A 23,131-nucleotide genomic window follows, 5' to 3' on the forward strand; every position below is an offset into this window, starting at 1 on the left:
CCGGCACCGTCAACCCTCGGCCACCGGCGATTCTGCGACCAGATCGATGAAGGCACGCAGCGGCGCCGGCATGCGCCGGCTCGGAAAATACAGCTTGGGGCCGTCGAAGCGTTGCCACCACATTGGCAGGACAGGCTCCAGACTGCCGTTCTGGAAATACGGATCGAGCCAGTTCCTGAAGGTGCAAATCAATCCATGCCCGGCGCGCGCCAGTTCGATCCCGGCAGCGGCTGCATCGACGCCGATGATCAATCGGCTGGCCGGGTCGACGGTGATTTTTTCGCCGTCGCGCTCGAAGTCCCAGGCAGTGAGCGCGCCGCTGGCAAAGCGCAGACGCACGCACTGATGCGCCATGACGTCGCGGGGATGCGCAGGGTAGCCGTGCGCGCGCAGATACGATGGCGCCGCGGCCAGCGCCAGCTCCTGGTAGCGCGGCCCGATGGGAACCGCGATCATGTCCTTCGCAAGATGTTCGGGATAGCGGATGCCGGCAGCACAACCCTGCGCAATCGTATCGGTCAGCCGGTCGTCCACGACCAGTTCGACGCGCACTGCAGGGTGCGCGGCAAGAAATCGATCGATCAACGGCGGCAGGATGTCGACCATGACCGAACCGGCCACATTCAACTTCAGTAATCCGGTCACTGACGTCGACGCGGTGCTGATCTCTTGCAAGGCGGCGCGCGTCTGGGACAACAAGGGGCCCAGGCGGGCTTCCAGCTCGCGCCCTGCTTCGGTTGGCGTCACGCTGCGCGTGTTTCGTGTCAGGAGGGGCAGGCCAAGCTGCTTTTCCAGACGCGTGATGGTGTCGCTGACATTCGACGGCGCCAGTCCCAGGCGTTTGGCGGCGGCCCGGAATCCCTTCGCATCGCACACCGCAAGAAACACGGAAAGATCGTCCAGGGATGGCTCGCGATTGTTCTTCATGGCGATCAGTCTATTCTGAAACCACCGTCTTATCAAACTGGCCGGCCTCTTCTACACTGGTTTGCGCCGGATACGACCGCTCGACAGGCGGCGTATCCAGGCGACCAGTGATCGCTGGAGAGAACGCGTAAGAGTGCCGTTCTTCTGGCTGATGTGTTTGTGACCTTTTTGAAAGAACCCCATGCCAGCATCCAACGACCTCGTGTCGCCTACCCCAACCAGCCCGTTCACCTCATGGCGAGGCGACCATGTCGGACTGCGCGTGCCGGACTTTGAGGCTGCTGCCGCCTGGTACACCGGCACGCTCGATTTTCGCCTGATCCGCACGATGGCACTGGGTGAAAAGACACTGGCTTTTCTCGCGCCTGCTGCTGACGACAGTTTTCGCATCGAGTTGATTGCCGGTCCTGGGTGCGCACCGCGTCCCGAGTACGACCAACTGATTGACACCCATGCGATCGCCGGATGGCACCATCTGTGCCTGCGCGTCGAGGATGTCGATGCAGCGATCGGTGAACTGAGACGTCGTGATGTGAGGATTGTCAGTGAACCGCGGGACGCGCCCGGCCTCGCGCTGCGGTTCGCGTTTTTCAGCGATCCGTGGGGTAACCTGATCGAACTGACCCAACCTTTTTCGACTATGCCAGCTGCAAATTAGCCTGAGCTTCAGGGTCAGGGCAAACGTCGCTTTGCCCTGAAAACGCGACGTTGATAACCACGCCTTTGCCCGGCCAGTCGACATATCGGCCAATGGCTCTGCCGTTTCCGCGAACGGATAGAAGCGATCAACGATCGGGGCGCGCATACACGGCGTCGCCGGGCTTGATCCGCGATGGGTATCGCCGGTGCCTGCCGCCAGAATGTCATGACCTGATCAGCCCTTGCGCTGGTAGCGTTCGGCCACATGCGCCTGTTTCAGATCCGACAGCAGTCCCTGGCGCGCGCTCTCGAGCGCCTGCCAGCGGCCTTCCCCATGCAATGCAGGAATCGTGACCGTTTCACGGCGGTCGAACCCGACAAGTGCGGCGTCGACCAGCGCATCGACTTCCATCATGTCGGACATCGCACTCGCATCGATCCCGGCGCGCTGCCAGATTTCGGTGCGCGTCGCCGCCGGCAAAACAGCCTGCACGTAGATGCCATAGGGAGAAAGTTCTAGCTGTAGGCCTTGTGACAGGAACAGCACAAACGCCTTGGTGGCGCCGTAAATCGCCATACCGAACTCAGGCGCGAAGCCGACCACCGAACCGATATTGATGATCGCGCCAGTCCCGGACTGCAGGAAGCGCGGTGTGACCGCTGCGGCCAGCCGCGTCAACGCGGTGATATTGAGCGTTACCAGCGCGTCGATTGCGCCCGGGTTCTGCTGCGCGAAGCCGCCCGACTGGGCCAGACCGGCGTTGTTGACCAGAATACCGATCCGGCCATCGTCGCGCAAACGCGTTTCAATGGTGGCCAGGTCATCGGGATGGGTCAGGTCGGCGCGCAACACATCGACGGCCACCCCATGGCTGGCGCGCAAATTTGCTGCCAGCGTGTCGAGGCGCGCCTCGTCACGTGCAACAAGCACCAGATCGTGGCCCCGGCGCGCGAAACGTTCTGCATACGTTGCGCCGATACCGCTGGACGCACCGGTGATCAAGACGGTGGAAAGTGTGGTCATGGTGCCCTCCTTAGCCGGTCACGGTTGGGTATTCGGTATGGCCTGCGACGCCGCCACCGTACAGGTTAGCGAGCTCCAGAGGGGCATGGGTTGTGGACAACGATGGATTGCGCATGGTGACTCCTGTTGGTGAACGAACGGCGCCAATGATGACGATCATAATCATTAATGTCAAGGTTTTGATTATGGATGACATCAATGTATAGTGGCGGATCATGGGTCACGACACGGCGAGAAAAATGAAAGTCACCAAGGCACAGGCGCAAGCCAACCGGACGCACATCGTCGAAACCGCGTCCACCCTGTTCAGGGAGCGCGGTTTCGATGGCGTGGGCGTGGCGGATCTGATGGCCGCTGCGGGCTTTACCCACGGCGGCTTCTACAAGCATTTCGGTTCGAAAGTCGACCTGATGGCGGAATCGGCAACCTGCGGCGCATTGCAGACCGAGGCACTGCTGGCGGACGCCAGTATTGCTGACATCGTCAACCAGTATCTGTCGCGCGAACACCGCGATGCACGGGGAACCGGGTGCACGATGGCGGCACTGGGTGGGGATGCCGCGCGTCAGCCATCTGTTGTGCGGGCAACGTTCGCGCACACCATTGAGCGCCTGTCTGCTGCACTGAGCACCGGGGATGCGGCGATGGACGGGATGGATGCGGACCAGGCACGTGCGCGCTCCCTCGTGATCCTGGCGCAGATGGTCGGCGCCATCATCATGTCGCGCGCCTGTCCGGACGATTCACCGTTGGCCGATGAGATTCTGACCAGTTGCAGGAACGCGATCGGCGCGTCACTGCCCGGTTGACGTCGGGCGAATCCAAGCCGATAGCAACGCCGCACCCGCACATACAGCCAGCGCGACGCCCATGCCCCACCCCGTCAACAATGCGCCAAACAATGGCGCGCCCGCGCTCTGCCCTGATGCCAGGATCAGAAACGGAATACCCAGTCCCAGATCGGGGCGATCCGGCAGCAGCCGGATGCCCTGGATCAGAAAAGCGCCGGACGACGTGATATACGAAGCGCCGAACAGCGCCACGCTGACAAAGGCGAATGCCACCGAGACCGACGTGAAGGACAGGCCAATCATTCCCGCCGCCATCCCCGCCAGAGACACGCAGTGAACACGCGCAAGGCCGAACCGCTGCACGAAGACGCCCGTCATCGCGCCGGCGACGCCAGCCAGACCTAGCGTCACCCAGATCCAGGCGATATCGGTTTGCGTGAAGTCGAATTCATCGCGCAACAGGCTGCCGCCGAACGTCCAGATCGCGGTACTCGACAAGCCCATCAAAAAGCTGCCCGTGCAGAGCGCCAGCATGCCGGGGCGCTTGAAGATGGCGACCGAGATGGCGGATGACATCGGCTCGCTCGCGGTGCGTTTGTGCCCCGTTGGCACTGCATACAACACCCACACCGCTACTGCGCCGCTGATGGCAGAAAACACGATATACAGTTCGCGCCAGCCACCGAAGGCAATCAGGCTCGCGAGACCTGAAAATACGATGCCCGCTGCGGTGCCCGCATTGATGATGGCATTGGCCTTCGGCCGGTGGGCATCGTCAAATTGCAATGACACCGCCGTTGCCAGTGGCGGCGAGGTTAGGCCGGTACTCAGGCCTGCCAGCGCGACGCCCAGTCCCAGGACTACCCCGCTCGTGGACAACGTGATGATGACCATGCCGATGGTCGACGCCAATCCGGCGGCAAAGGCAATCGCCCGTGGCGGGCACACACGGTTCAATGCGAAGGTGATGCACACGCCGATGCAATACGCGACGAACGCGCTGCTGCCAATCCAGCCCGTGGTGGCGATATCGAGTGAGAGTTCAGTGCGTATCTCCGGCAGCAGCAGCCCGAAGGCAAAGCGCGCGAGCCCATAAGAGACGGCAATCAGCGCAAAAGCCGCCGCCAGCAGGTTGACGTTATGTTTCATTGCGCTGGCCTGCATGGGCCATCAGGGCGGCGGCGGCAGCCCTGGCAGCGCCGATTACCGCTGTATTGTCCAGACTGGCGATGGCCGTGGCGCCCTCGAACAGGATCCAGATCTGGGAAGACAGCAGCGGATCGTCATGCCCCAGCGCGTGACTGACGCGCCTGGCGACCTCCTGGAAGAACACCTCTTTCTGCCGGCGCACCAGGGCCACGATGTCATCGTTCGCACCCCGGTATTCACTACCGGCACGCAGCAGCAGGCAGCCGGATGCGCCAAACTCGGCCGACCATTGTTCCAGCGTATCGAACAGCGATTCGACAGTGCCGATCTCGCCATCGTCACGGTGCAAGACAGCCATGAACGCCGTATGCCGCGATTCGAGCGCTGCCATGACGAGCCCGTCACGCGAACCGAAGTGCTTGTACAGCGTGCGGGTGGAGGCGCCGACGCTGGCGCCGATGTGATCGACGCCAATGCCGCGCAAGCCTTCCCGCGCGAACAGCTGCGCTGCGGATGCTGCCATATCAGTTTTCTTGTCCATGGCCTGAGTGTACAACGATCGTTGTACATGTCAAGCGTGCAGGATCCCGACGTGACTTGTATCGTGAGGCAAGAAGGGTTGAGGCGACCTACGCTATGGCGGCCGACGGGCCAGCCAGCGCCTCGACCAGCGCAGCCGACGCCACCGGCTTGACCAGATACCGGTCGAATCCGGCGGCCAGTGCGCGCGCACGATCACTCGGTTGGCCATAGCCCGACAGCGCCACGGTCAGCGGGCGCGGATCCGGTTGCGCGGCGCGCAGGCGCGTCATCAACTCCAGGCCATCGATGCCGGGCAGGCCGATGTCGCAGACGATGGCGTCGAAATGTCCTTCGAGTGCGAGTGCCAGGCCGGCGTGCCCCTCGGCCGCGATCTCGACCTGGTGGCCCTCGAGCTCGAGCAGCATGCGCAGCACGTCGGCGGCGTCGCCATTGTCTTCGATGACCAGGATGCGGCGCGTGGCGCTGGCCGTATGCACCGGTGCAGCGGTGGGGGCACACGGGGCATCGGCCGACGATTGCGGCAGACGCACGATGAACGTGCTGCCCTGCCCCGGGCCGTCGCTGCCGGCAGTCACGCTGCCGCCATGCATGCTCACCAGATTGCGCACGACGTTCAGGCCCACACCCAGTCCGCCCTCGGAGCGAGCCAGCGTGCGGGGTCCCTGCGTGAACAGCTCGAATGCGCGTCCGATGGTCTCATCCGACATGCCGGCGCCGTTATCGGCAATCGTGACCGCGATGCCGTCGTCGCAGCGCACACTGATGGTGACCTGGCCGCCATCCTGCGTGTACTTCGAGGCGTTGTTGAGCAGATTGGTGAAGACCTGCGTCAGGCGCACGCGGTCGCCGTCGACAACGGGATCGCGCTCGTCGTGGTTGATCGTCAGGCGCTGACTGCGCTCGCGCACGCGCGGCATGATCGTCTCGGCAGCGTGTTCGAGCACTTCGGCCAGGCGCAGCGGCTCGATCGCCAGCGTGATCTTGCCGCTGCTCAGGCGCGCGGCGTCGAGCAGGTCGTCGAGCAGGCGCGCCATGTGATCGACCTGGCGCTGGATGACGGCCGTGAGACGCCCCAGCGGTAACGAAGCGACGGGGCCGCGCTCGAGCAAGCCGGCCGATACGCTAATGGGCACCAGCGGGTTGCGCAGTTCGTGCGCCAGCATGGCCAGGAATTCGTTCTGGCGCCGGTTGGTGTCTTCGGCGTCGTCGCGCGACGTCTGCGCGTCGACCGCCGCCAGCACCAGATGTTCATTGGCTTCGCGCAGGCTCAGGGCCAGCGTGGTGCTGGCATCGAGCTCGCGCCGCAGCCGCGCATTTTCGCGTTCAAGCTGCGCGAGGTGGCCGTCAGGCGTGGCTGGCTCAATGCCCGGAAGCGCCGGCATGGAAGTCATTCAGGTGGCGCCACGCGTGGTCGGCAACCCGTGCAGGACGCCCTCGTGCGCGGAGCTGATCGCATCGATGTGGATGCCGGCATCGTCGATATGGAATTCACGCAGGTCGTGACTATGGCTGCTGCCGCGCACCTTGACCACCGAAATGAACCGGCGCAGCTGGCCGGCGCTTTCGCCAAAGCGCATCAGGACGATCGCATCGGTCAGGTAGGCCACCTCGGCCTGGCTGAAGCGCAGGTGGGTGAAGTCATCGTCCATTCCCATCGTGACCAGCACCGTGACGTTGCGCTTGGCCAGCGACGTGAGCATCTGGAACACGGTGGCGCGTAACTGGTTGCGCCCTTCCGGCGCCAGGTACAGCGACAACTCGGACAGTGAATCGACCACCACGCGGCGCGCGCCGGTACGGTCGATCGCTTCATTGAGCGCCTCGAGCAACTCGTCGACCGTCAGGTCGATCATCCGGCTTTCGAGCACCACAACGTCGCCTGCGTCCACCATCGCGGCCAGTTCGGCATTGCGCAGGCGCGATGTGCCTTTCTCGAACGACAGGGCCACGCCCTTTTCGCCATGATGCACGCCCTCTTGCAGGAAGCGCGTGGCCAGAATGGTCTTGCCGCAGCCGCTGGGGCCGGTGACCATCAGCGAATGCCCCTGCGGCAGGCCGCCATGCAGCAGCACGTCGAGGTCGCGCGTACCGGTCGGAATGCGCCTGTGATGGCGATCGGTCGGCGCGCCGTCGTGGTGGTCCTGCGCCAGCGGCGGCAGCATGCGTGGGTAGACGCGGATGCCGTCGCTGGTGATGCGGAAGGTGTGCGAGCCGTTCATGTGGGCCTGGCCGCGCATCTTTACCACGCGCATCTTGCGCACCACCGAATTATCGTCATGCACGGGCGTCAGCGAGATCATGCCATCGGCCACCGTCATGATCGGACTGGCTTCGACATCGCTGTTGGCATATTCGCCGATCAGGAACGTGGTCGCTTGCCAGCTCGTCATGCGCGTGCCGAGATCCTGGATGAAGTGCTGCAGGTCGGCCACGCCTTCGTTGCCGCTGCGCGCCGTCTGCGCGACCGAGCGGAACGAATCGACGAACACGAGGCTCGGCGCGAAGTCTTCGACTTCTTTCATCACGCGCGCCAGCACGGTGCTGAAGTCGCCCGCGCGCAGGTCTTCGGCCAGGTTCACGTAGCGCACCGCAGTGCCGACCTTCTGCATGTCGAAGAAACTGTACTGCTGCTGGTAGCGCAGCATCTTCAGCGGCGGCTCGCCCAGCACGGTGAAGAACAGCGCGCGCCGCTCGGGCGTTGCAATCGAGAACATGATCTGGTGGGCGAGCGTGGTCTTGCCCGAACCTGGTGGCCCGGCGATCAGGTTGAACGAAAACTCGCTCAGCCCGCCTCCGAGCAGGACGTCGAGCCCTTGCACACCAGTGCTCAATTTCCCAAGTGATACTTTGTCGCTCATTACTTGTGCTCCTGTACTTTCTTCTCTTCTCCGTCAACCGTCGCGGCGTCGAGCAGGCGCCGCGCAAGTGCGTGCCCGATCAGCGACGCCAGCAAGTCGGTAAACGTCTGGAGCAGGGCCGCGTGGGCCACTTGTGCGAGGTCGGGTGCGACGCTGGCGAGCATGTCGTCCAGCGCGTCAATTTGGGCGGCGCGGGTCTTGCACGGCGCAGTCGTGGCCAGCCATGTGTAATCGGGGCCGACAAGGCGCAGGGCCCGGCCGTACAGCGCGCAGAAACCGTTGTCGCCAATAAGCGGCCCCAACTGGTCGGCAAGGCGCCGCCAGGACTGAATGAGTAACAGGTGCTCGACAGAGCGGCCAGGATCACCCTTACTCGTCATCATGTCTGGATCGAAAAGCAATTGCGGCCGTTATCATCATGAAAGGTCCATGCACGCTGCGGTGCGGAGTCGTCGTACGCTTGCGTCGTGCGCTTGCCCGGCATTAGGTTGGCAACATTATATCGTGGCTTTTCACAATTTCTCTTGAAAGTGTGAAGTAAATAAGAGGTAGAAAGCGACACGAACAGGCAGTCAATATCGCGTGTTTACGCAGTGGCGACCTCCCCGTCCGGAGTAGGCATGCGCGACAATCCCCGCTAAGATGGCATGCGCCGGGCGAACCTGCTCCCGAGCATCATGCACACTCATGGATTGGGATTCAATGGAAAAGAAGAAGCTCAGCGCCGTCATCTCGACGGCCTTCGTGGTAATGGGATTGGCCATGGCGCCAGCGGCGTCGGTCGCGGCAGCGCCTGCAGCGGGCAAGACCGCGCAGGCCACGCCAGCCGATGCGCGCTTCAAGGACATCTACACGCGGGAATGGAAATGGCGCGTCGCCGAAAAGCTCGAACGCGATGACGACGCGCCGGACGCCAGCCGTGGCTTCGCCCGGGTCGATGCGCCGGCGCAGGAAGCGCGCCGCGTGTACTGGGCCGGCATCCTCAAACAGCTCGACGCGATCAAGCCTGCCAGCCTGTCGCCGGCCGAGCGCATCAACTTCGCCGTCTACCGCGCGCAGATCGCGTCGCTGCACGATGCCCAGGTGTTTCGCGAGTTCGAGCAGCCGGTCAATGCCGACAGCGCATTCTGGACCGGCGTCACCTATGGCGCGCGCCGCCCGCTCAAGACCACGCAGGCCTACCGCAACTATCTTGACCAGCTCGAAGGCATCCCCGCCTACTTCGACGAAGAGATCGGCAATATGCGCGCGGGCCTGGCGCGCGGCTTCACGCCGCCGAAGGTCACGCTGGCTGGCCGCGAAAGCACGCTGCTGTCGGTGACCGAGGCCAAGACGCCGCAGGACACCGTGTTCTACGGCCCGTTCAAAGAGATGCCGTCGACCATGCCCGCGGCCGAGCAGGAAGCGCTGCGCCGCCAGGCCGTCGCCATCATCGCCGACAAGGTGCAGCCCGCGCACGCCAAGACGCTCGCGTTCTTCCGCGACGAATACGTGCCGAAGGCCCGCACCACACTGGCCGCCCAGGACATGCCGGGCGGGAAGGATTACTACCAGTCGAAGATCGTCGAGTTCACGACGACCAATCTGACGGCCGACCAGATCCATGCGATCGGTCTGGCCGAGATGGCCAAGATCCGCGCCGAGATGCACGCCATCATGCAGCAGGTCGGGTTCAAGGGCGACCTGCAGGCCTTCCTGCAGTTCCTGCGCACCGATCCGCAGTTCTACGCCAAGACGCCGGCCGAACTGCTCAAGAGCGCGGCGTGGACCGCCAAGCGCTTCGACGCCAAGGCCGACCAGTACTTCGGCCACCTGCCGCGCCGGCGCTTTGCGATCGTGCCGGTGCCGGACGACCAGGCGCCGTTCTGGACAGCGGGCCGCGGCGGTCCGGGCATGTATTGGGTGAATACCTACAACCTGCCGGCGCGCCCGCTCTACAGCCTGCCGGCGCTGACGCTGCATGAATCGGCGCCCGGCCACGCGTTCCAGATTCCGCTGGCGCAGGAACAGAAAGGCGTGCCGCCGTTCCGGCGTGCGTACATCTCGGCCTACGGCGAAGGGTGGGCACTGTACACCGAACGCCTGGGCGCCGAGATGGGCATCTACGAGACGCCGTACGAAGTCTTCGGGATGCTCAGCTACCAGGCCTGGCGCGCATCACGCCTCGTGGTCGACACGGGCGTGCATGCCAAAGGCTGGACGCGCGAACAGGCGCAGGCCTACCTGATGGAGAACACGGCGCTGTCGAAGCACGAAGTCGAGACCGAAGTGGATCGCTACATCTCGTGGCCGGGCCAGGCACTGTCGTACTACCTGGGCCAGATGGCGATCCAGGAAGCACGCGCCAGGGCCGAAAAGGCGCTGGGGCCGAAGTTCGATATCCGCAACTTCCACGATACCGTGCTGCATATGGGATCGGTGCCGCTGCCGGTGCTGCAGCAGCGGATCGATGCGTTTATCGCCGACGGTGGACCAAGTCCGTATCCGAAGGAAGGCTGATTGCTCGTGACAACAATGGCCGGATGACGCGGCAATGGCGATTTCCACGGTAGGGTGGGCGGGTTTCCCGCCCACGCGTTCAACCCGCCTTTGCACACCACGGAGCGAGGTCTGTTTGAACGCGTGGACGGCGCAGCCGTCCACGCTATGACAAGGGCCGCATCGCGCGGCCCTTTTTTTATCGCTGGAACAGCTTGAACTTGAGCTGGAACGAAATTCCGCCGTACAGGCGGTCCTTGTAGTTCGGGATGATCCCGACATTCACGCCCACGCGCTGGTACTCGTAGGTCAGCGTGGGAATCACGCCCGGGAACCAGCCGCCGTCGCGCGTCTTCGGGTAGCCGTCGAACGCCGCCAGCGCCAGACCCACGCGCACCGGTCCCACCGCATACGGCTGCCAGATCACGCCAGCGTAGTTCGACCAGGCACGGTCGCTGTTATAGAAGCGCCCGCCAGTGGCGGCCAGCGTGCCGCTGAAGCGGTACTCGAGCGCCAGGCCCTTGTTGTTATTGTTCAGGTCCTTGTCGCCGTCGAAGTGGGCCGTGTAAAAGCCCGTGTCGATCCACAACTCGCTTGTCGGGGCCGGGTCGATCTTCGTGAAGAAGTCAGCGCCATGCGCCAGGGGCGCTGCGCCCAGGAGCGCCAGCAAATAAAGAGTGCGCATCAAGTGGCCGCTTTCGTTTCAAGGTCGGGGAACATCACGTCGGTGAAACCGAAGCGGTTGAAGTCGCGAATCCGCGACGGGTACAGGATGCCCAGCAGGTGATCCACTTCATGCTGCACGACGCGCGCATGGAATCCTTCGGCGTCGACGGCAATACGCTTGCCAAACTGGTCGACCCCTTCGTAATGCAGGCGCGTGTAGCGGGGCACGCTGCCGCGCAGACCCGGTATCGACAGGCAGCCTTCGACGCCCTCTTCCATCGCCTCGCCGATCGGCGTGAGCACGGGATTGATCAACACGGTCTCGGGCACCGGCGGCGCGTCCGGATAGCGCTGGTTACTGGCGAAACCGAAGACCACCAGTTGCAGGTCGATGCCAATCTGCGGCGCGGCCAGGCCCACGCCTTTGGCCGCATGCATGGTCTCGAACATGTCCGCCACCAGCGTGTGCAGCTCGGGCGTGTCAAAGTGCGTGACCGGCGGGGCCACGCGCAGCAGGCGCGGATCGCCCATGCGCAGGATGGTTCGTATGGTCATTGCGCCCCCTCCCCGGCCAGCAGTGCGGTCAGTGACGCGCGAAAGCCCTCGGCCGTCTCGGGGTGTTTCAGGCCCATGGCCGTCATCGCCTGCAGGTAACCGAGTTTGGCGCCGCAGTCGTAGCGCTGGCCGGCGTAGCGATACGCCAGCACGCGCTCGGCCTGCATCAGCGCGGCGATACCGTCGGTGAGCTGGATTTCGCCGCCAGCGCCCTTGCCGATCGTCTCGAGGTAGCTGAAGATCGATGGCGACAGCACGTAGCGGCCAACGACGGCCAGCGTCGACGGCGCATCGGCGGGCTGCGGTTTTTCGACGATGCCGGAGACCAATTCGAGGTTCGGGCGGTATGGCGCGGCGCTGACGATCCCGTACTGGCGCGTCTGCTCGCGCGGCACGTCCTGCACGGCCAGGATGCTGCTGCGTTCATACGTGTAGAGGTCGGTCATCTGCGCCAGCACCGGCTTGTGGCCCTCGGCGGTGTCCATGAAGTCGTCGGCCAGCAGGACGGCGAACGGATCGTTGCCCACCACCGGGCGCGCGCACAGGACCGCGTGGCCCAGGCCCAGAGGAGAGGACTGGCGGATGTAGATGCAGTTGACGTTCTTCGGAATGACATTGCGCACCGTCTCAAGCAGCGCCGTCTTGCCGGCCGCTTCCAGTTCGGCCTCTAACTCGTAGGCGGTGTCGAAATGGTCCTCGATCGCGCGCTTGTTGCGGCCCGTGATGAAGATCAGCTCCGTGATGCCGGCGGCGACCGCCTCTTCGACCGCATACTGGATCAGCGGCTTGTCGACGATCGGCAGCATTTCCTTCGGCTGCGCCTTGGTCGCGGGCAGGAAGCGGCTGCCAAGACCGGCGACAGGAAATACGGCTTTGCGGATCAGGGTCATCGTAGTCAGTCAGGTTGGGATGATTGTTCGAGCAGCGCCAGCAGCGCCGCTTCGTCCAGGATCGCGACGCCCAGTTCTTCGGCCTTGGCCAGCTTGCTGCCCGCTTCCGCACCGGCCACCACGTACGAGGTCTTCTTCGACACCGAGCCGGAGATTTTGCCGCCGGCCGCTTCGATCAGGGCGCCGGCCGCGTCGCGGCTCATTGTCGGCAGCGTCCCGGTCAGCACGAACGTCTTGCCGGTCAATGGGCATTCCTGCACCTGCGCAGCTTCGGGCACCGCGTCGAGCAGTTCGCGCCGCATGGCCGCCAGCGCCGTCAGCAGGTCGCGGTTGGCCGCGTTGGCCAGCCATTCTTCGAGCGCGCTCGCCACCGTAGCCGGCAAGCCGAAGATGCCGAAGTCGGTACGCGCCGCGATGGTGTCGAGGGTCTGGCCCGCGGCGATGATCTGGCGCGCACGCGGCTCGGTCAGTTTCGGGATATCCAGTGCAGCCAGCAGCTTGATCTCGTCGAGCTTCTCGCGCAGCTGGGCCTTGGGCGGATGCTCGCCCCTGGGCGCCACGCCGGCCGCCAGCAAGGCGTCCAGTGCAATCTGGTTTTTTTCCTCGGCGAAGAAGTCGGCGATCGACTGCGCTACCGTGCCGCCGATATCGGGCAGCACGCGCAGCAGCGCGGCCGGGGCGCGGCGCACCAGTGCGAGGCTGCCCAGATACTCGGCCAGCGTCTTGGCGGTGGACTCGCCCACGTGGCGGATCCCCAATGCGAACAGCAGGCGTTCGAGCGGCGGCGCCTTGCTGGCCGCAATCGCCGCGAGCAGATTGTCGGCCCATTTGGTCGGCACCTTGCCCTGCCGGACGGTCTCCGGTGTCGCCGCCTCGGCCTCGTCGGCCAGGCGCTTCATCTTGAGCAGGTCGTCCTGCGTCAGCTTGTACAGGTCGGCCACGCCGGTGACCAGATTTGCTTCGACCAGACTGTCGATATAGCGGTCGCCCAGCCCTTCGATGTCCATCATGCGCCGGCCAGCGAAGTGGCGGATCGCCTCCTTGCGCTGCGCAGCGCAGGTCAGGCCGCCGGAGCAGCGCGCGACGATCTCGCCTTCTTCGCGCACGACGTGCGAGCCGCACACCGGGCAGGTCGCCGGCAAGGTGTACACCGGAGGTTCCGGCATCAAGCGGCGTTCGAGCACGACGCCCAGCACCTCGGGAATGACGTCGCCGGCGCGGCGCACGATAACCGTGTCGCCCACCCGCACGTCCTTGCGCCGCACCTCGTCTTCGTTGTGCAGCGTGGCGTTGGTGACGGTCACGCCGCCGACCGATACCGGCACCAGGCGCGCGACCGGCGTGATGGCGCCGGTGCGGCCGACCTGGACCTCGATCGCCTGGACCGTGGTCAGGGCTTCTTCGGCCGGGAATTTATGCGCCAGCGCGAAGCGCGGCGCGCGCGAGACGAAGCCCAGCGTACGCTGGTCCTCCAGCCGGTCGACCTTGTAGACGACGCCGTCGATTTCGTACGGGAGCGACGCGCGGCGCTCGCCGATGTCGCGGTAGAACGCCAGCAAGCCGTCGCGCCCTGTGACCACCTGGCGCTCCTTCGCCACCGGCAGGCCAAGCGCATCGAGCCAGTCGAGCATGGTCGAATGCGATGCAGGCAGCGCCGCTGGCGCGCCTTCGAGCTGGCCGACGCCATAGGCAAAAAAGCGCAGCCGGCGTGCACTGGTGATGCGCGCGTCTAACTGGCGCAGGCTACCGGCGGCAGCGTTGCGCGGGTTGGCGAATTCCTTGTGGCCAGCAGCGCGCTGGCGCTCGTTCAGACTCTCGAAATCGCGCTTGAACATCAGCACTTCACCACGCACCTCGAGCACGGCAGGCACGGCGTCGCCATGCAGGCGCATCGGGATCACGCGCACGGTGCGGATATTGGCAGTGACGTCTTCGCCCGTGTAGCCATCGCCGCGCGTGGCGGCCTGCACGAAGCGGCCGTTCTCGTAGCGCAGGCTGATGGCCAGGCCGTCGAATTTGAGTTCGGCGTTGTAGGCGACTTCGCGCGTCTCGAGACCCTCGCGCACACGGCGGTCGAAGTTGTCGACATCCTCGTCGGCGAACCCGTTATTCAGCGACAGCATTGGCACCGCATGCGTGACCTGATTGAATTCGGCGATCGGGGCGTCGCCCACGCGCTGGGTCGGCGAATCGGGCGCGATCGCTTGCGGATGCAGCGTCTCGAGCGCGGCCAGCTCGTGGTACAGGCGATCGTACTCGGCGTCCGGAATCGTCGGGGCGTCGAGCACGTGGTAGTTGTAGCTGGCGCGGTTCAGTTCCGCGACCAGCCAGGCCATCCGGGCCGGGGCATCGGGTTGCTCGGTCACGGGACGGTCCTCAGCTGAACAGGCGCAGTGCCCGGGTCGAGCCGGCGGCGATGTCGGCCGCGTCCATCTCGGCGTAGAACTCGACCACCTGGCCCTTGATTTCGTCGAGCGCTTCGGCTTCGAGCGGCTGGTTGCCGTCGTCGACGATGGTCGCGTCCAGGCGCTGCGTGAGTGCGCGCGCGGTATCGACCATGCGGCCGAAAGGATCGCGCGCCGGAGACACGCACGGCACGTCCAGCAGCAGCGTCAGGCGCGACGTGGTGTCGGCGCCCAGCGTGACGTTGGTCGAGAGCGTAAACAGCACGCTGTTGCCAGCGCCGTCACGGTCCGGCATCGCAAAGCGGCCGTCTGGACGCACGTCGAAGCCCGCGTTCTCGAGCGCGCCGATCAGCGTGGACATCGCCCATGGCGCGCCGTTGGCGGCCAGGTTGACGCTCAGCTGCGCGTCGTGACCGGCAACGAAACGGTGCAACGTGCGTGCTTCGCTCATCACTTCGATCATGTCCGGCACGTGCGGCTCGGCGCCGATGTCGTCGCCGACGGCGCGCAGGCGCGTGACGAGTTCGGAGTATTCGAGTTCATTGAGCGCCGTGGTGCGCGTGGCCATCTGGACGCCCGCCTGCAGCTTGGTGTACACGCCACCATGGACGATCGCTTCCCACTCGCCGCTGACGGCAAAGCCGATGTAGTGGATCGGCTTGTTGCCAACACGGCGCAGGCCGTGCAGCGTCGGCAGAATCTTGTCGCCACGGACCGGCGCTTCCAGCGCCAGCGGGATCATGCAGTCGATCAGCGGATCGACCAGGCATTCGGCCAGTTCGGCCGGCGGCATGCCGGGGCGCGTGCCCGGGAGCGATGCGGCTACGGCGTCCTGCGCGGCGGTGGCGCCGGCGGCGCGGTAGGACGGTGGCGCGACGGGTGCGGCTGGTGCGGCTGGTGCAGCTGGAGCAACTGGTGCAGCCGGCGCTGGTACCGGTGCAGGTGCCGGCGTCGTTACCGGCACAGGCGTTTCTTCGGCTGCTGGCGCGGCAACCGGCGCCGGCGTGTCGCCCAGTACCGGCGCATCGAGCTGCGGCTCGGGCTTGGTGTCGGCGACCGTGAACGCGTCCGCGTCGAGCGTCGGCTCGTTCACGCGCGTGTAGGTAAATTCAGTGTCCTTCACGGGCGCGGCGGCGCCGGCGACAGGGGCCGCTGGCGGGTTGGCTGGCAGTGTCGCTGGCAGTGTCGCAGACGGCATGCCGAGGTCGAACATCGGCTCGCTGCGTTCGGTCGCCGGCGCACCTTCGCCGGTGCGCATCAACACGTCGTCGTGGTCCGATGCGAACGCGCGCTCGACGCTTTTCCTGGCCTTGTACTCTTGCCATTTGTTGTAAGTGACGACACCGACGACGAACACGCCGCCGGCTGCGATCAGGCTCATTTGGAGATCAGTCATGCTGCTTGTGCCTCAATAGCGAAAGTCGCGCCGGACGCACGGTCCTGGTCTTGCCGCGAACTGGGTGATTCAATCGAAATGCCACGTGTGCGGGCAGTCCCCACGCGAAGGCATGCAATGATACCAACTCCCCCGCGTGAATGTCATTTATTAGCATTCTGACACGGGCCGGGCCGCACGCGAAGGCCGCACGCGAAGTCCGCACGATCACGCGGCGACGAGATCCGCGGCCGCTTCCATGTCCACCGCGACGATGCGCGAGACGCCCTGCTCCTGCATCGTCACGCCGATCAACTGGCTGGCCATCTCCATCGCGATCTTGTTATGCGAGATGAACAGGAACTGCGTGTGCTCCGACATGCGCTTGACCATGCGGCAGAACCGCTCGGTGTTGGCGTCGTCCAGCGGCGCATCGACTTCGTCGAGCAGGCAGAATGGCGCCGGGTTCAGGCGGAACATCGAAAACACGAGCGCCGTCGCGGTCAGGGCCTTCTCGCCGCCCGACAGCAGGTGGATCGTCGCGTTCTTCTTGCCCGGCGGCTGGGCCATCACCTGCACGCCCGCGTCGAGGATCTCGTCGCCCGTCATCACCAGGCGCGCATTGCCCCCGCCGAACAGGATCGGGAACAGCTCCGAGAAATGCCCGTTCACGCGGTCGAACGTGTCCTGCAGCAGGTCGCGCGTTTCGCGGTCGATGCGCCCGATCGCGTCCTCCAGCGTCGCGATGGCTTCACTCAGGTCGGCATTCTGCGAATCGAGGAAGTGCTTGCGTTCGCTGGCCTGCGCCAGTTCGTCCACCGCCGCCAGGTTGACGGCGCCCAGGCCGGCAATGGCATTGGTCAGGCGCGTGACTTCGCCCTGCAGGTATTGCGGCTTGAGGTCAGGGACAAGCTTGGCCTGCAACTCGGCTTCATCGGCGCCGGTAGCGGCCAGCGCTTCGGCGAACTGCTCCTGGTTCAGGCGCGCCGCCTGCTCTTTCAGTTGCAGCTCGGTGATGCGGTCGCGCTGCGGCTGCAGGCTGCGCTCGGTCTGCATGCGCGATTCTTCGGCCGTGCGCAGCTGCTGCGCGACCTGATCGAGTTCATGGCGGGCGCTTGATAATGCCGCTTCCTGCGTCGTGCGCTGATCCAGCAGCACTTGCAGGCCTTCGTGGGCGCTGCCGCTTTCGAGCGCTGCCAGTTCCAGGCGCGCCTGCGCCAGGCTTGCCCCAACCTGCTCGGCCTGCGTGGCGGCGGTGGCGATCGTGCGGCGCAATTCGTCGATGCGGCTGCGCTGGGCGCGCTCGGCGAACTGCGCTTCCTGCGCGCCACGCTCCAGGTCGCGCAGGTGTTCGCGGGCGCGGGCCAGCGCCTGCTCCTGGTCCTGGAACGCGGCCTGGTCGTCTTCGCTGGCGTCCTGCAGCTCGGCCAGTTGCATCTCGAGTTCTTCGAAGGTTTGCTCCGCTTCCGCCTGCGCCTGGCGCTGCTCGGCCTCCTGCGCCGCGATCTCGGTGAGGTCGGCTGCGATCTGGCCACTGCGCTGGTTGAAGCGCGCTTCGATCTCGCTTTGCTTGAGCACCTCGATCTGCAGCGCGTGTACCTCGCGCTGCAGGGTCGCCACGCGGGTGCGCGCATCCTGCACGCGCCGCGCCAGATCGAGAACGGCGGCGTCGGCGCGGGCGGCGCGCTCACGCGCCTCATTGGCCAGCAGCGCCTGCGCGCGCACCTGTTTGTCGGTGTTGTCGATCTCGTGCTGGCGCGCCAGCATGCCATCCTGCTCGGCGTCGGGCGCGTGGAAGCGCACGCTCGAACGCGTGATCACATGCCCCTGGCGCGTGACGAAGCTGGCGCCGTGCGGCAGGCGGGCGCGCGCATCGAACGCTTCGGACGCATCCTGCGCGATATACACGCCGTGCAGCCAGTCGTCGAGCACACCGCGCACGCCGGCGTCGTTGATGCGCAAGAGGCTCGCGAACGGCGTCAGGCCAGCCGAAGCCGGGTCGCGCGCGGCGCCCGGCTGCGGCGCGTACAGCGCGAGGCGCGCTGGTGGCGGATCGTTGAAAAAGGCCTTGGTGGCGTCGAGGTTCGACACGTCGAGCGCGCCGGCGCGTTCACGCAGCACGGCTTCGAGCGCGGTTTCCCAGCCCGACTCCACATCGAGCTGCTGCCACAGGCGCGGCAAGTCGGCCAGCGCGTGCTTTTGCAACCAGGGCTGGACCTTGCCTTTCGTCTGCACGCGGTCCTGCATCTGGCGCAGCGCGGCCAGGCGCGCTTCGAGCTGCGTGTTGGCGGCGCTCTCACGCTGGACGTCGCCGTTGGCCTGGCGGCGCTCGGCTTCGACGGTGTCCTGGCGCGCCGTGGCGTCGTCCAGTGCCTGCGTCTGTTCTTCGAGCGCCAGCTGCTTTTCTTCGAGTTGCAGGCGCAGGTTGTCGAGCGTGGCGCTGTCGGGCAGGTTCAGCGCGTTGCGTTCTTGTTGCAGACGCTCCCGCCGCACGACCAGGTTGGCCAGGATGCCGCCGGCGTTGCGTCCGTGGGCGGCTGCCAGCTCGATGCGCTGCTGGACCGCCATGATGCGCGCACGCGCCGCATTGGCCGCATCCTGGCCGGCGCGCCATGCCGCCTCGAGTTCGGGCAGGCGCTCGCCATGGACTTCGACCGCGATCTGGGCGCCTTCGGCCCGCGCGGCCAGTTCCTCGAGCTGCATCTCGGCTTCTTCCTGGCCTTCGCGGTGTTCTTCGGCCTGGGTTGCCCAGCCGTCGCGCTGGGCGCTTAACGTGGCGATCTGGTTTTGCAGGCGCGTACGCGATTCGACGACAAACTTGATCTGCGCTTCGAGACTACCGATCTCCGCGTTCACGCTGTAGAGCGTGCCCTGCGCCGTGTGCAGGCGGTCGCCCGCAGCGAAGTGCGCCTGGCGCAGGTGTTCGAGGTCGAGCTCCACGCCGCGCAGTTGTGCTGTCTGCGCTTCGAGCCCGGTCTGCGCGTCTTCGATCTCGCGGAAGAACCGGACCTGCTCGGCGTTGGCGTCGTTCTTGCGCAGCAGCCAGAGGAGCTTCTGCTTTTCTTCCTGGTCGGACTGCATCTGCTGGAAGCGCCGCGCGACCGCTGCCTGGGCTTCGAGCTTCTCCAGGTTGGCGTTCAGTTCGCGCAGGATGTCTTCGACCCGCAGCAGGTTCTCGCGCGTATCGGACAGGCGGTTTTCGGTTTCGCGGCGGCGCTCCTTGTACTTGGAGACGCCGGCGGCCTCTTCGAGGAACACGCGCAGTTCTTCGGGGCGCGATTCGATGATCCGCGAAATCATGCCCTGGCCAATGATGGCGTAGGCGCGCGGGCCCAGGCCCGTGCCCAGAAAGATGTCCTGGATGTCGCGCCGGCGGACCGGCTGGCCGTTGATGTAATAGGTGGAGGTGCCATCGCGCGTGAGCGTGCGCTTGACGGCGATTTCCGCATACTGGCCCCATTGGCCGGCGGCCTTGCCGGCGTTATTGTCGAACACCAGCTCGACCGACGAGCGCCCGGCGGGCTTGCGGTGCGTGGAACCGTTGAAGATCACGTCCTGCATCGACTCGCCGCGCAGCTCGGAGGCCTTCGATTCGCCCAGCACCCAGCGCACGGCGTCGATGATGTTCGACTTGCCGCAGCCATTGGGGCCGACCACGCCGACCAGCTGGCCGGGCACCTGAAAATTGGTGGGATCGACGAACGATTTGAATCCCGACAATTTGATGGAAGAGAGGCGCACGTTGCGTGGGAGAGGAAGGTAGCGAAGAAGCGATCATCATACCATCGCCGGGATGGCGAAGGCCATGACCGGGAGGGCGACGGACAGTGGCTTACTCGGCGGCGTGATGGTCGGCCGGCGGGCCTGCATCGTTGACCGCCGCAGTGCCGACGGCGGCGCCGAGGATGCGGCCAACAACGCCTTCCGCGAGCACGACCCGGATCGCACCGGCACGCAGCAGATCCGCCAGGCGCCCGGCCGGCAACGAGAACGCTTCCTGGCGCGCCGCGCCGGAGAAGATGTACAGCGTGCGCAGCGGACTGACCCAGGCCAGGCGCACCTTGCGGACACGATCGCCCTCGGCCAGCTCGAGGCGCATGCCGCGCTCCAGGCCGGCCAGGGTATCGGCTTCCGGCCCCTGACTGGCGTGCGCTTCGTCCTCGGCCTGCGCCTGCTCCTGCGCCACCCGGCGCAATGCATCCTGCTGCGCGGCCTCCACCGCCAGTTCGAGCTGGCGTTCGGGCGCCAGCTCGATCGGCGCCCGCACGATCGAGGCGTGACACTCGGCCAGCTCGGCAAAGAACTGCAGCCGCTCGGCGTCCTGCCAGCGCGTGGCGTCGAGCCATTTGTTCAGGCTTGCCAGCAGCGCGGGCAGGTGCGCAATCAGGGCCTTGCGCTGCTCTTGCGTGGCCTTGGGCTTGACGCTCCAGATCAGGTCTTCCATCGTGCGCGTGGCATTCTCGATCGCGCCGGGACGCGTGTCTTCGATCGTGTAGGCCAGCGCCAGCGCGGCGCTCCAGCGCTGCTCGAGAAAACCCGCCACGGCCGGCACGAGCTGCTCGCCGGCCAGGCGCCGGGCCACGGCGCGCTGAGCCGAGCGCTCGGCGGCGACGCGCTTTTCCTGGCGCGTGGCGTTGGCGATCGGACCGGCGATGGCGGCCTGCTCGGCAGCCTCGCGCGCGGCCAGGCCGGCTTCGAGTTCGGCCACGGCGGCCTCGAATTCGGGCTGCTCGGCATCGCGTACCCGTTCGACGCTGCGGCGCATGGCGTGGTAGACGGGATCGTCCTGGTCGGCCGGCTGTTCCCAGCCCGTTTGCGAGAGCAGGTCGAGCAGGCGCCGCGCGGGGTGGGCTTCCTCGTAGAAGAAGCTGCGATCGCGCAGGGCCGCCTTGAGTACGGGCACCTGCAGGAACGCCAGCAGCTCACGTGTTTCGGGCGCGACGCCATCGTCCTGCAGCACGCCTTCGAACACGCGCGACAGCAGATCGAGCGTGGTGGCGTCGCCGCGCGAGAGTGCGCCGGGCGGCAGGCTGGCGCGCAGGCGCGGGAGGTAGAACGCGCCGTGGGGGACGCTGCTGGCACCGCCGTGACCCGCGCTGGTGGCCCCTTGGGTGCCAGCGTTGCCGGCAAACTGGGGCAGATCCGGCATGCCGGGAATGGCGGCGCCGGTGCCGAGGCGGCCGAGCAGGTCGATCAGTGGCAGCGCGCCGGGCACAGGTGATCCGCTGGCGGCGCCGTAGGTGAATCCGTGGGCCGGCGTCGACATGGCGTGGCCTGGCGCGCCTGGATGGAAGGCAGCCTGGGCGCCGGCTGGCGCGCCGGCCTGGGCGCCAGCCTCCGTGCTGACGGGCATGCTCACTGCCGGCGGCGAGACCGCGAAGCCCGACGCAGTGCTTGGCCGCCAGCCACCACTGCCCTGCGGCAGGTTCGGAATCTCCGGCACGGCAAGCGCCGGGTCGAACAACTGGCGCAGCTGGTCCGACAGCGACGCTTCGCGCCGCGCACGTTCGGCGCGGCGCGAAGCGCGGTCGTCGGTCTTGGCAAAGCGCGTGTCATCGCCCCTGCCCTTGCGCGCGGCCTTGAGCGCCTCGGTCAACGCTTCGTAGAGCGGACCGAGATCGATCATCAGGCCGGGGCGCAGCAGTGGCGCCAGCAAGCCGTGCGCTTCCGGGTCAGGCTCGAACTCGCACCACGCCGCGTGCAGCGCGCCCAGGAACACGGCAGGCCGAAACGGGTTATGGGCGGCGCGCACGAGATCGCGCCCCAGCAGCAATCCAAGGCGCACGCCGAGGGTGGCCAGCTGCTCCGAGTACTGCAGGTCGAACGGGCGGCTGACGGCGTCCAGCGCCATCTGCTGGTCGATCTGCTCCAAGGGCACGAGGCTCAGCGCCACGGGCGCGGCCTGCGCAGCCGGGGCACCCGGCGCCAGCAATGCGATCTCGGCTTCCAGCGCCGTTTCGAGCGCGCTGGTAGCCAGGTGGACAAAAGCGTAATCGTTGCTCTTGAGGAGATTGCCGGATTTGACCCGACGCATGACGGCGCGGGGATCCGGACCGGCCGCGGTAAGGTCGAGCAGGACCGACACGATGCGGCGCACGACGTCGCCCAGTTCCGTCCCGGCCTGGCGGCAGGCGATCGCGACCAGCTCGGCAAGCGTTGCCTGCTGAGCGGCGGCATTGCGCGCGGCGTTGGTCTGGACGGATGGGGTGGCCATGACGATTCGGCGAAGTAAGGCGAGCCTCTATTTTGCCACACTCTTGCCAGTCAGCAATGAGCAAACACAGCGGGCCAGAGGCAGAGCGCCACTGCGCAGGTTGCGCCAGCGCGGCGCTTGCCTGGATCGATAGTAGCCCTCCAGGCAGGCACATGTCTACAGAGGCAGAGGCCGCCTTCAGATTGGCGTGCGCTGCCGGGCTTCGACGGGTGGCACGTCGCGGAAACGAACAACGCCATGTCGGCGGCAGGAGTACGATCTGTCGACACTATTGAAAGGATTCATCATGGTCGAGAAAAACAGCGCTGGTGCGGGTGCAGGCAATGGGGGCAGCGCGCAGGCGCAGCACATCGACGCCGAACGCCAGCGTCGCGAGAGCAATCCAGCCGGACAGTCCAATGCTTTGTCGAATCAGCAACCGGATCGGGCGTCTGATGCATCGGAGCAAGCGGAGTGCCAGCCCACGCCGGTCCAGCAACCGGATACCCGCCTGAATGATTCGCATGAGCCAGGCTCGCTCTCCGCTGCCGACGTCGAGGGCGGCATACGCGGGCAGCACGAGGGCGCGGGACGTCAGGGCGACTAGAACGACGGGAACGACACGCGGCGCGCAGTCA

At 66.0% G+C, this 23,131-nt stretch carries 18 protein-coding genes; 4 read left to right on the forward strand and 14 right to left on the reverse strand.

The window, feature by feature from the left end; all coding sequences use genetic code 11:
* Positions 1-9 precede the first annotated feature (9 nt).
* Entirely contained in the window at positions 10-927 is a 918-nt protein-coding gene (locus HD842_RS08225; protein ID WP_183553011.1) for a LysR family transcriptional regulator, read from the reverse strand.
* A 181-nt stretch (positions 928-1,108) separates the two neighbouring features.
* Between HD842_RS08225 and HD842_RS08230 the strand changes: the two genes are divergently transcribed.
* Entirely contained in the window at positions 1,109-1,585 is a 477-nt protein-coding gene (locus tag HD842_RS08230) for a VOC family protein (RefSeq protein WP_183553012.1), read from the forward strand.
* 216 nt (positions 1,586-1,801) lie between these two features.
* On the opposite strand, the gene HD842_RS08235 is transcribed toward HD842_RS08230, so the two are convergent.
* Positions 1,802-2,590, reverse strand: a complete 789-nt coding sequence (locus HD842_RS08235; RefSeq protein ID WP_183553013.1) for an SDR family NAD(P)-dependent oxidoreductase — start codon at positions 2,588-2,590, stop codon at positions 1,802-1,804.
* 239 nt (positions 2,591-2,829) lie between these two features.
* Here HD842_RS08235 and HD842_RS08240 point away from each other — a divergent pair, with 239 nt between their 5' ends.
* Positions 2,830-3,399 carry a TetR/AcrR family transcriptional regulator gene (locus HD842_RS08240; RefSeq protein ID WP_183553014.1) on the forward strand — a complete coding sequence of 190 codons (570 nt, stop codon included), beginning with the start codon at positions 2,830-2,832 and terminating at the stop codon, positions 3,397-3,399.
* Here HD842_RS08240 and HD842_RS08245 read toward each other — a convergent pair.
* The 5 genes from HD842_RS08245 to HD842_RS08265 form a co-directional block, all read right to left on the reverse strand.
* A complete protein-coding gene (locus HD842_RS08245; RefSeq protein ID WP_183553016.1) occupies positions 3,385-4,530 on the reverse strand; it encodes an MFS transporter in 1,146 nt (381 codons plus the stop codon). The genes HD842_RS08240 and HD842_RS08245 overlap by 15 nt on opposite strands.
* Positions 4,520-5,071 carry a TetR/AcrR family transcriptional regulator gene (locus HD842_RS08250; RefSeq protein WP_183553018.1) on the reverse strand — a complete coding sequence of 184 codons (552 nt, stop codon included), beginning with the start codon at positions 5,069-5,071 and terminating at the stop codon, positions 4,520-4,522. Before HD842_RS08250 ends, HD842_RS08245 begins: the two co-directional genes overlap by 11 nt.
* An 88-nt stretch (positions 5,072-5,159) precedes the next feature.
* The gene (locus HD842_RS08255; RefSeq protein ID WP_229424631.1) at positions 5,160-6,455 is read right to left on the reverse strand and encodes a hybrid sensor histidine kinase/response regulator; all 1,296 of its coding nucleotides are present in this window, start codon (positions 6,453-6,455) and stop codon (positions 5,160-5,162) included.
* Positions 6,456-6,464: 9 nt separating this feature from the next.
* Positions 6,465-7,931 carry an ATPase domain-containing protein gene (locus tag HD842_RS08260; protein ID WP_183553021.1) on the reverse strand — a complete coding sequence of 489 codons (1,467 nt, stop codon included), beginning with the start codon at positions 7,929-7,931 and terminating at the stop codon, positions 6,465-6,467.
* Complete coding sequence (locus tag HD842_RS08265) at positions 7,931-8,311, reverse strand: hypothetical protein (RefSeq protein ID WP_229424632.1); 381 nt, start codon at positions 8,309-8,311, stop codon at positions 7,931-7,933. Before HD842_RS08265 ends, HD842_RS08260 begins: the two co-directional genes overlap by 1 nt.
* A 322-nt stretch (positions 8,312-8,633) precedes the next feature.
* On the opposite strand from HD842_RS08265, the gene HD842_RS08270 reads away from it, so the two are divergent.
* Positions 8,634-10,430, forward strand: coding sequence for a DUF885 domain-containing protein (locus HD842_RS08270; protein ID WP_183553023.1), 1,797 nt, complete (start codon positions 8,634-8,636; stop codon positions 10,428-10,430).
* 178 nt (positions 10,431-10,608) lie between these two features.
* Here HD842_RS08270 and HD842_RS08275 read toward each other — a convergent pair whose 3' ends face one another.
* The 7 genes from HD842_RS08275 to HD842_RS08305 all read right to left on the reverse strand — a co-directional run bounded on the left by HD842_RS08275 (position 10,609) and on the right by HD842_RS08305 (position 22,514).
* Positions 10,609-11,094 carry a hypothetical protein gene (locus HD842_RS08275; protein ID WP_370660806.1) on the reverse strand — a complete coding sequence of 162 codons (486 nt, stop codon included), beginning with the start codon at positions 11,092-11,094 and terminating at the stop codon, positions 10,609-10,611.
* On the reverse strand, positions 11,094-11,630 hold the full coding sequence (gene def / locus HD842_RS08280) for a peptide deformylase (protein WP_183553025.1): 537 nt from the start codon (positions 11,628-11,630) through the stop codon (positions 11,094-11,096). Before def ends, HD842_RS08275 begins: the two co-directional genes overlap by 1 nt.
* Positions 11,627-12,520 (reverse strand): UTP--glucose-1-phosphate uridylyltransferase GalU, encoded by an 894-nt coding sequence (gene galU / locus HD842_RS08285; protein ID WP_183553026.1) that lies wholly within the window; start codon positions 12,518-12,520, stop codon positions 11,627-11,629. The genes def and galU overlap by 4 nt, the downstream gene beginning before the upstream one ends.
* A gap of 5 nt (positions 12,521-12,525) precedes the next feature.
* On the reverse strand, positions 12,526-14,856 hold the full coding sequence (gene ligA / locus HD842_RS08290; RefSeq protein WP_183553730.1) for an NAD-dependent DNA ligase LigA: 2,331 nt from the start codon (positions 14,854-14,856) through the stop codon (positions 12,526-12,528).
* 40 nt (positions 14,857-14,896) lie between these two features.
* Positions 14,897-16,321 carry a cell division protein ZipA C-terminal FtsZ-binding domain-containing protein gene (locus tag HD842_RS08295; protein WP_183553028.1) on the reverse strand — a complete coding sequence of 475 codons (1,425 nt, stop codon included), beginning with the start codon at positions 16,319-16,321 and terminating at the stop codon, positions 14,897-14,899.
* A gap of 207 nt (positions 16,322-16,528) precedes the next feature.
* The gene (smc, locus tag HD842_RS08300; protein WP_183553030.1) at positions 16,529-20,041 is read right to left on the reverse strand and encodes a chromosome segregation protein SMC; all 3,513 of its coding nucleotides are present in this window, start codon (positions 20,039-20,041) and stop codon (positions 16,529-16,531) included.
* Between the two features lie 91 nt (positions 20,042-20,132).
* The gene (locus HD842_RS08305; protein WP_183553032.1) at positions 20,133-22,514 is read right to left on the reverse strand and encodes a DUF1631 family protein; all 2,382 of its coding nucleotides are present in this window, start codon (positions 22,512-22,514) and stop codon (positions 20,133-20,135) included.
* A gap of 286 nt (positions 22,515-22,800) precedes the next feature.
* Here HD842_RS08305 and HD842_RS08310 point away from each other — a divergent pair, with 286 nt between their 5' ends.
* Positions 22,801-23,100, forward strand: a complete 300-nt coding sequence (locus tag HD842_RS08310; RefSeq protein WP_183553034.1) for a hypothetical protein — start codon at positions 22,801-22,803, stop codon at positions 23,098-23,100.
* Positions 23,101-23,131: the final 31 nt, after the last annotated feature.

This window comes from Massilia aurea (assembly GCF_014200505.1).
Classification (GTDB): domain Bacteria; phylum Pseudomonadota; class Gammaproteobacteria; order Burkholderiales; family Burkholderiaceae_D; genus Telluria; species Telluria aurea_B.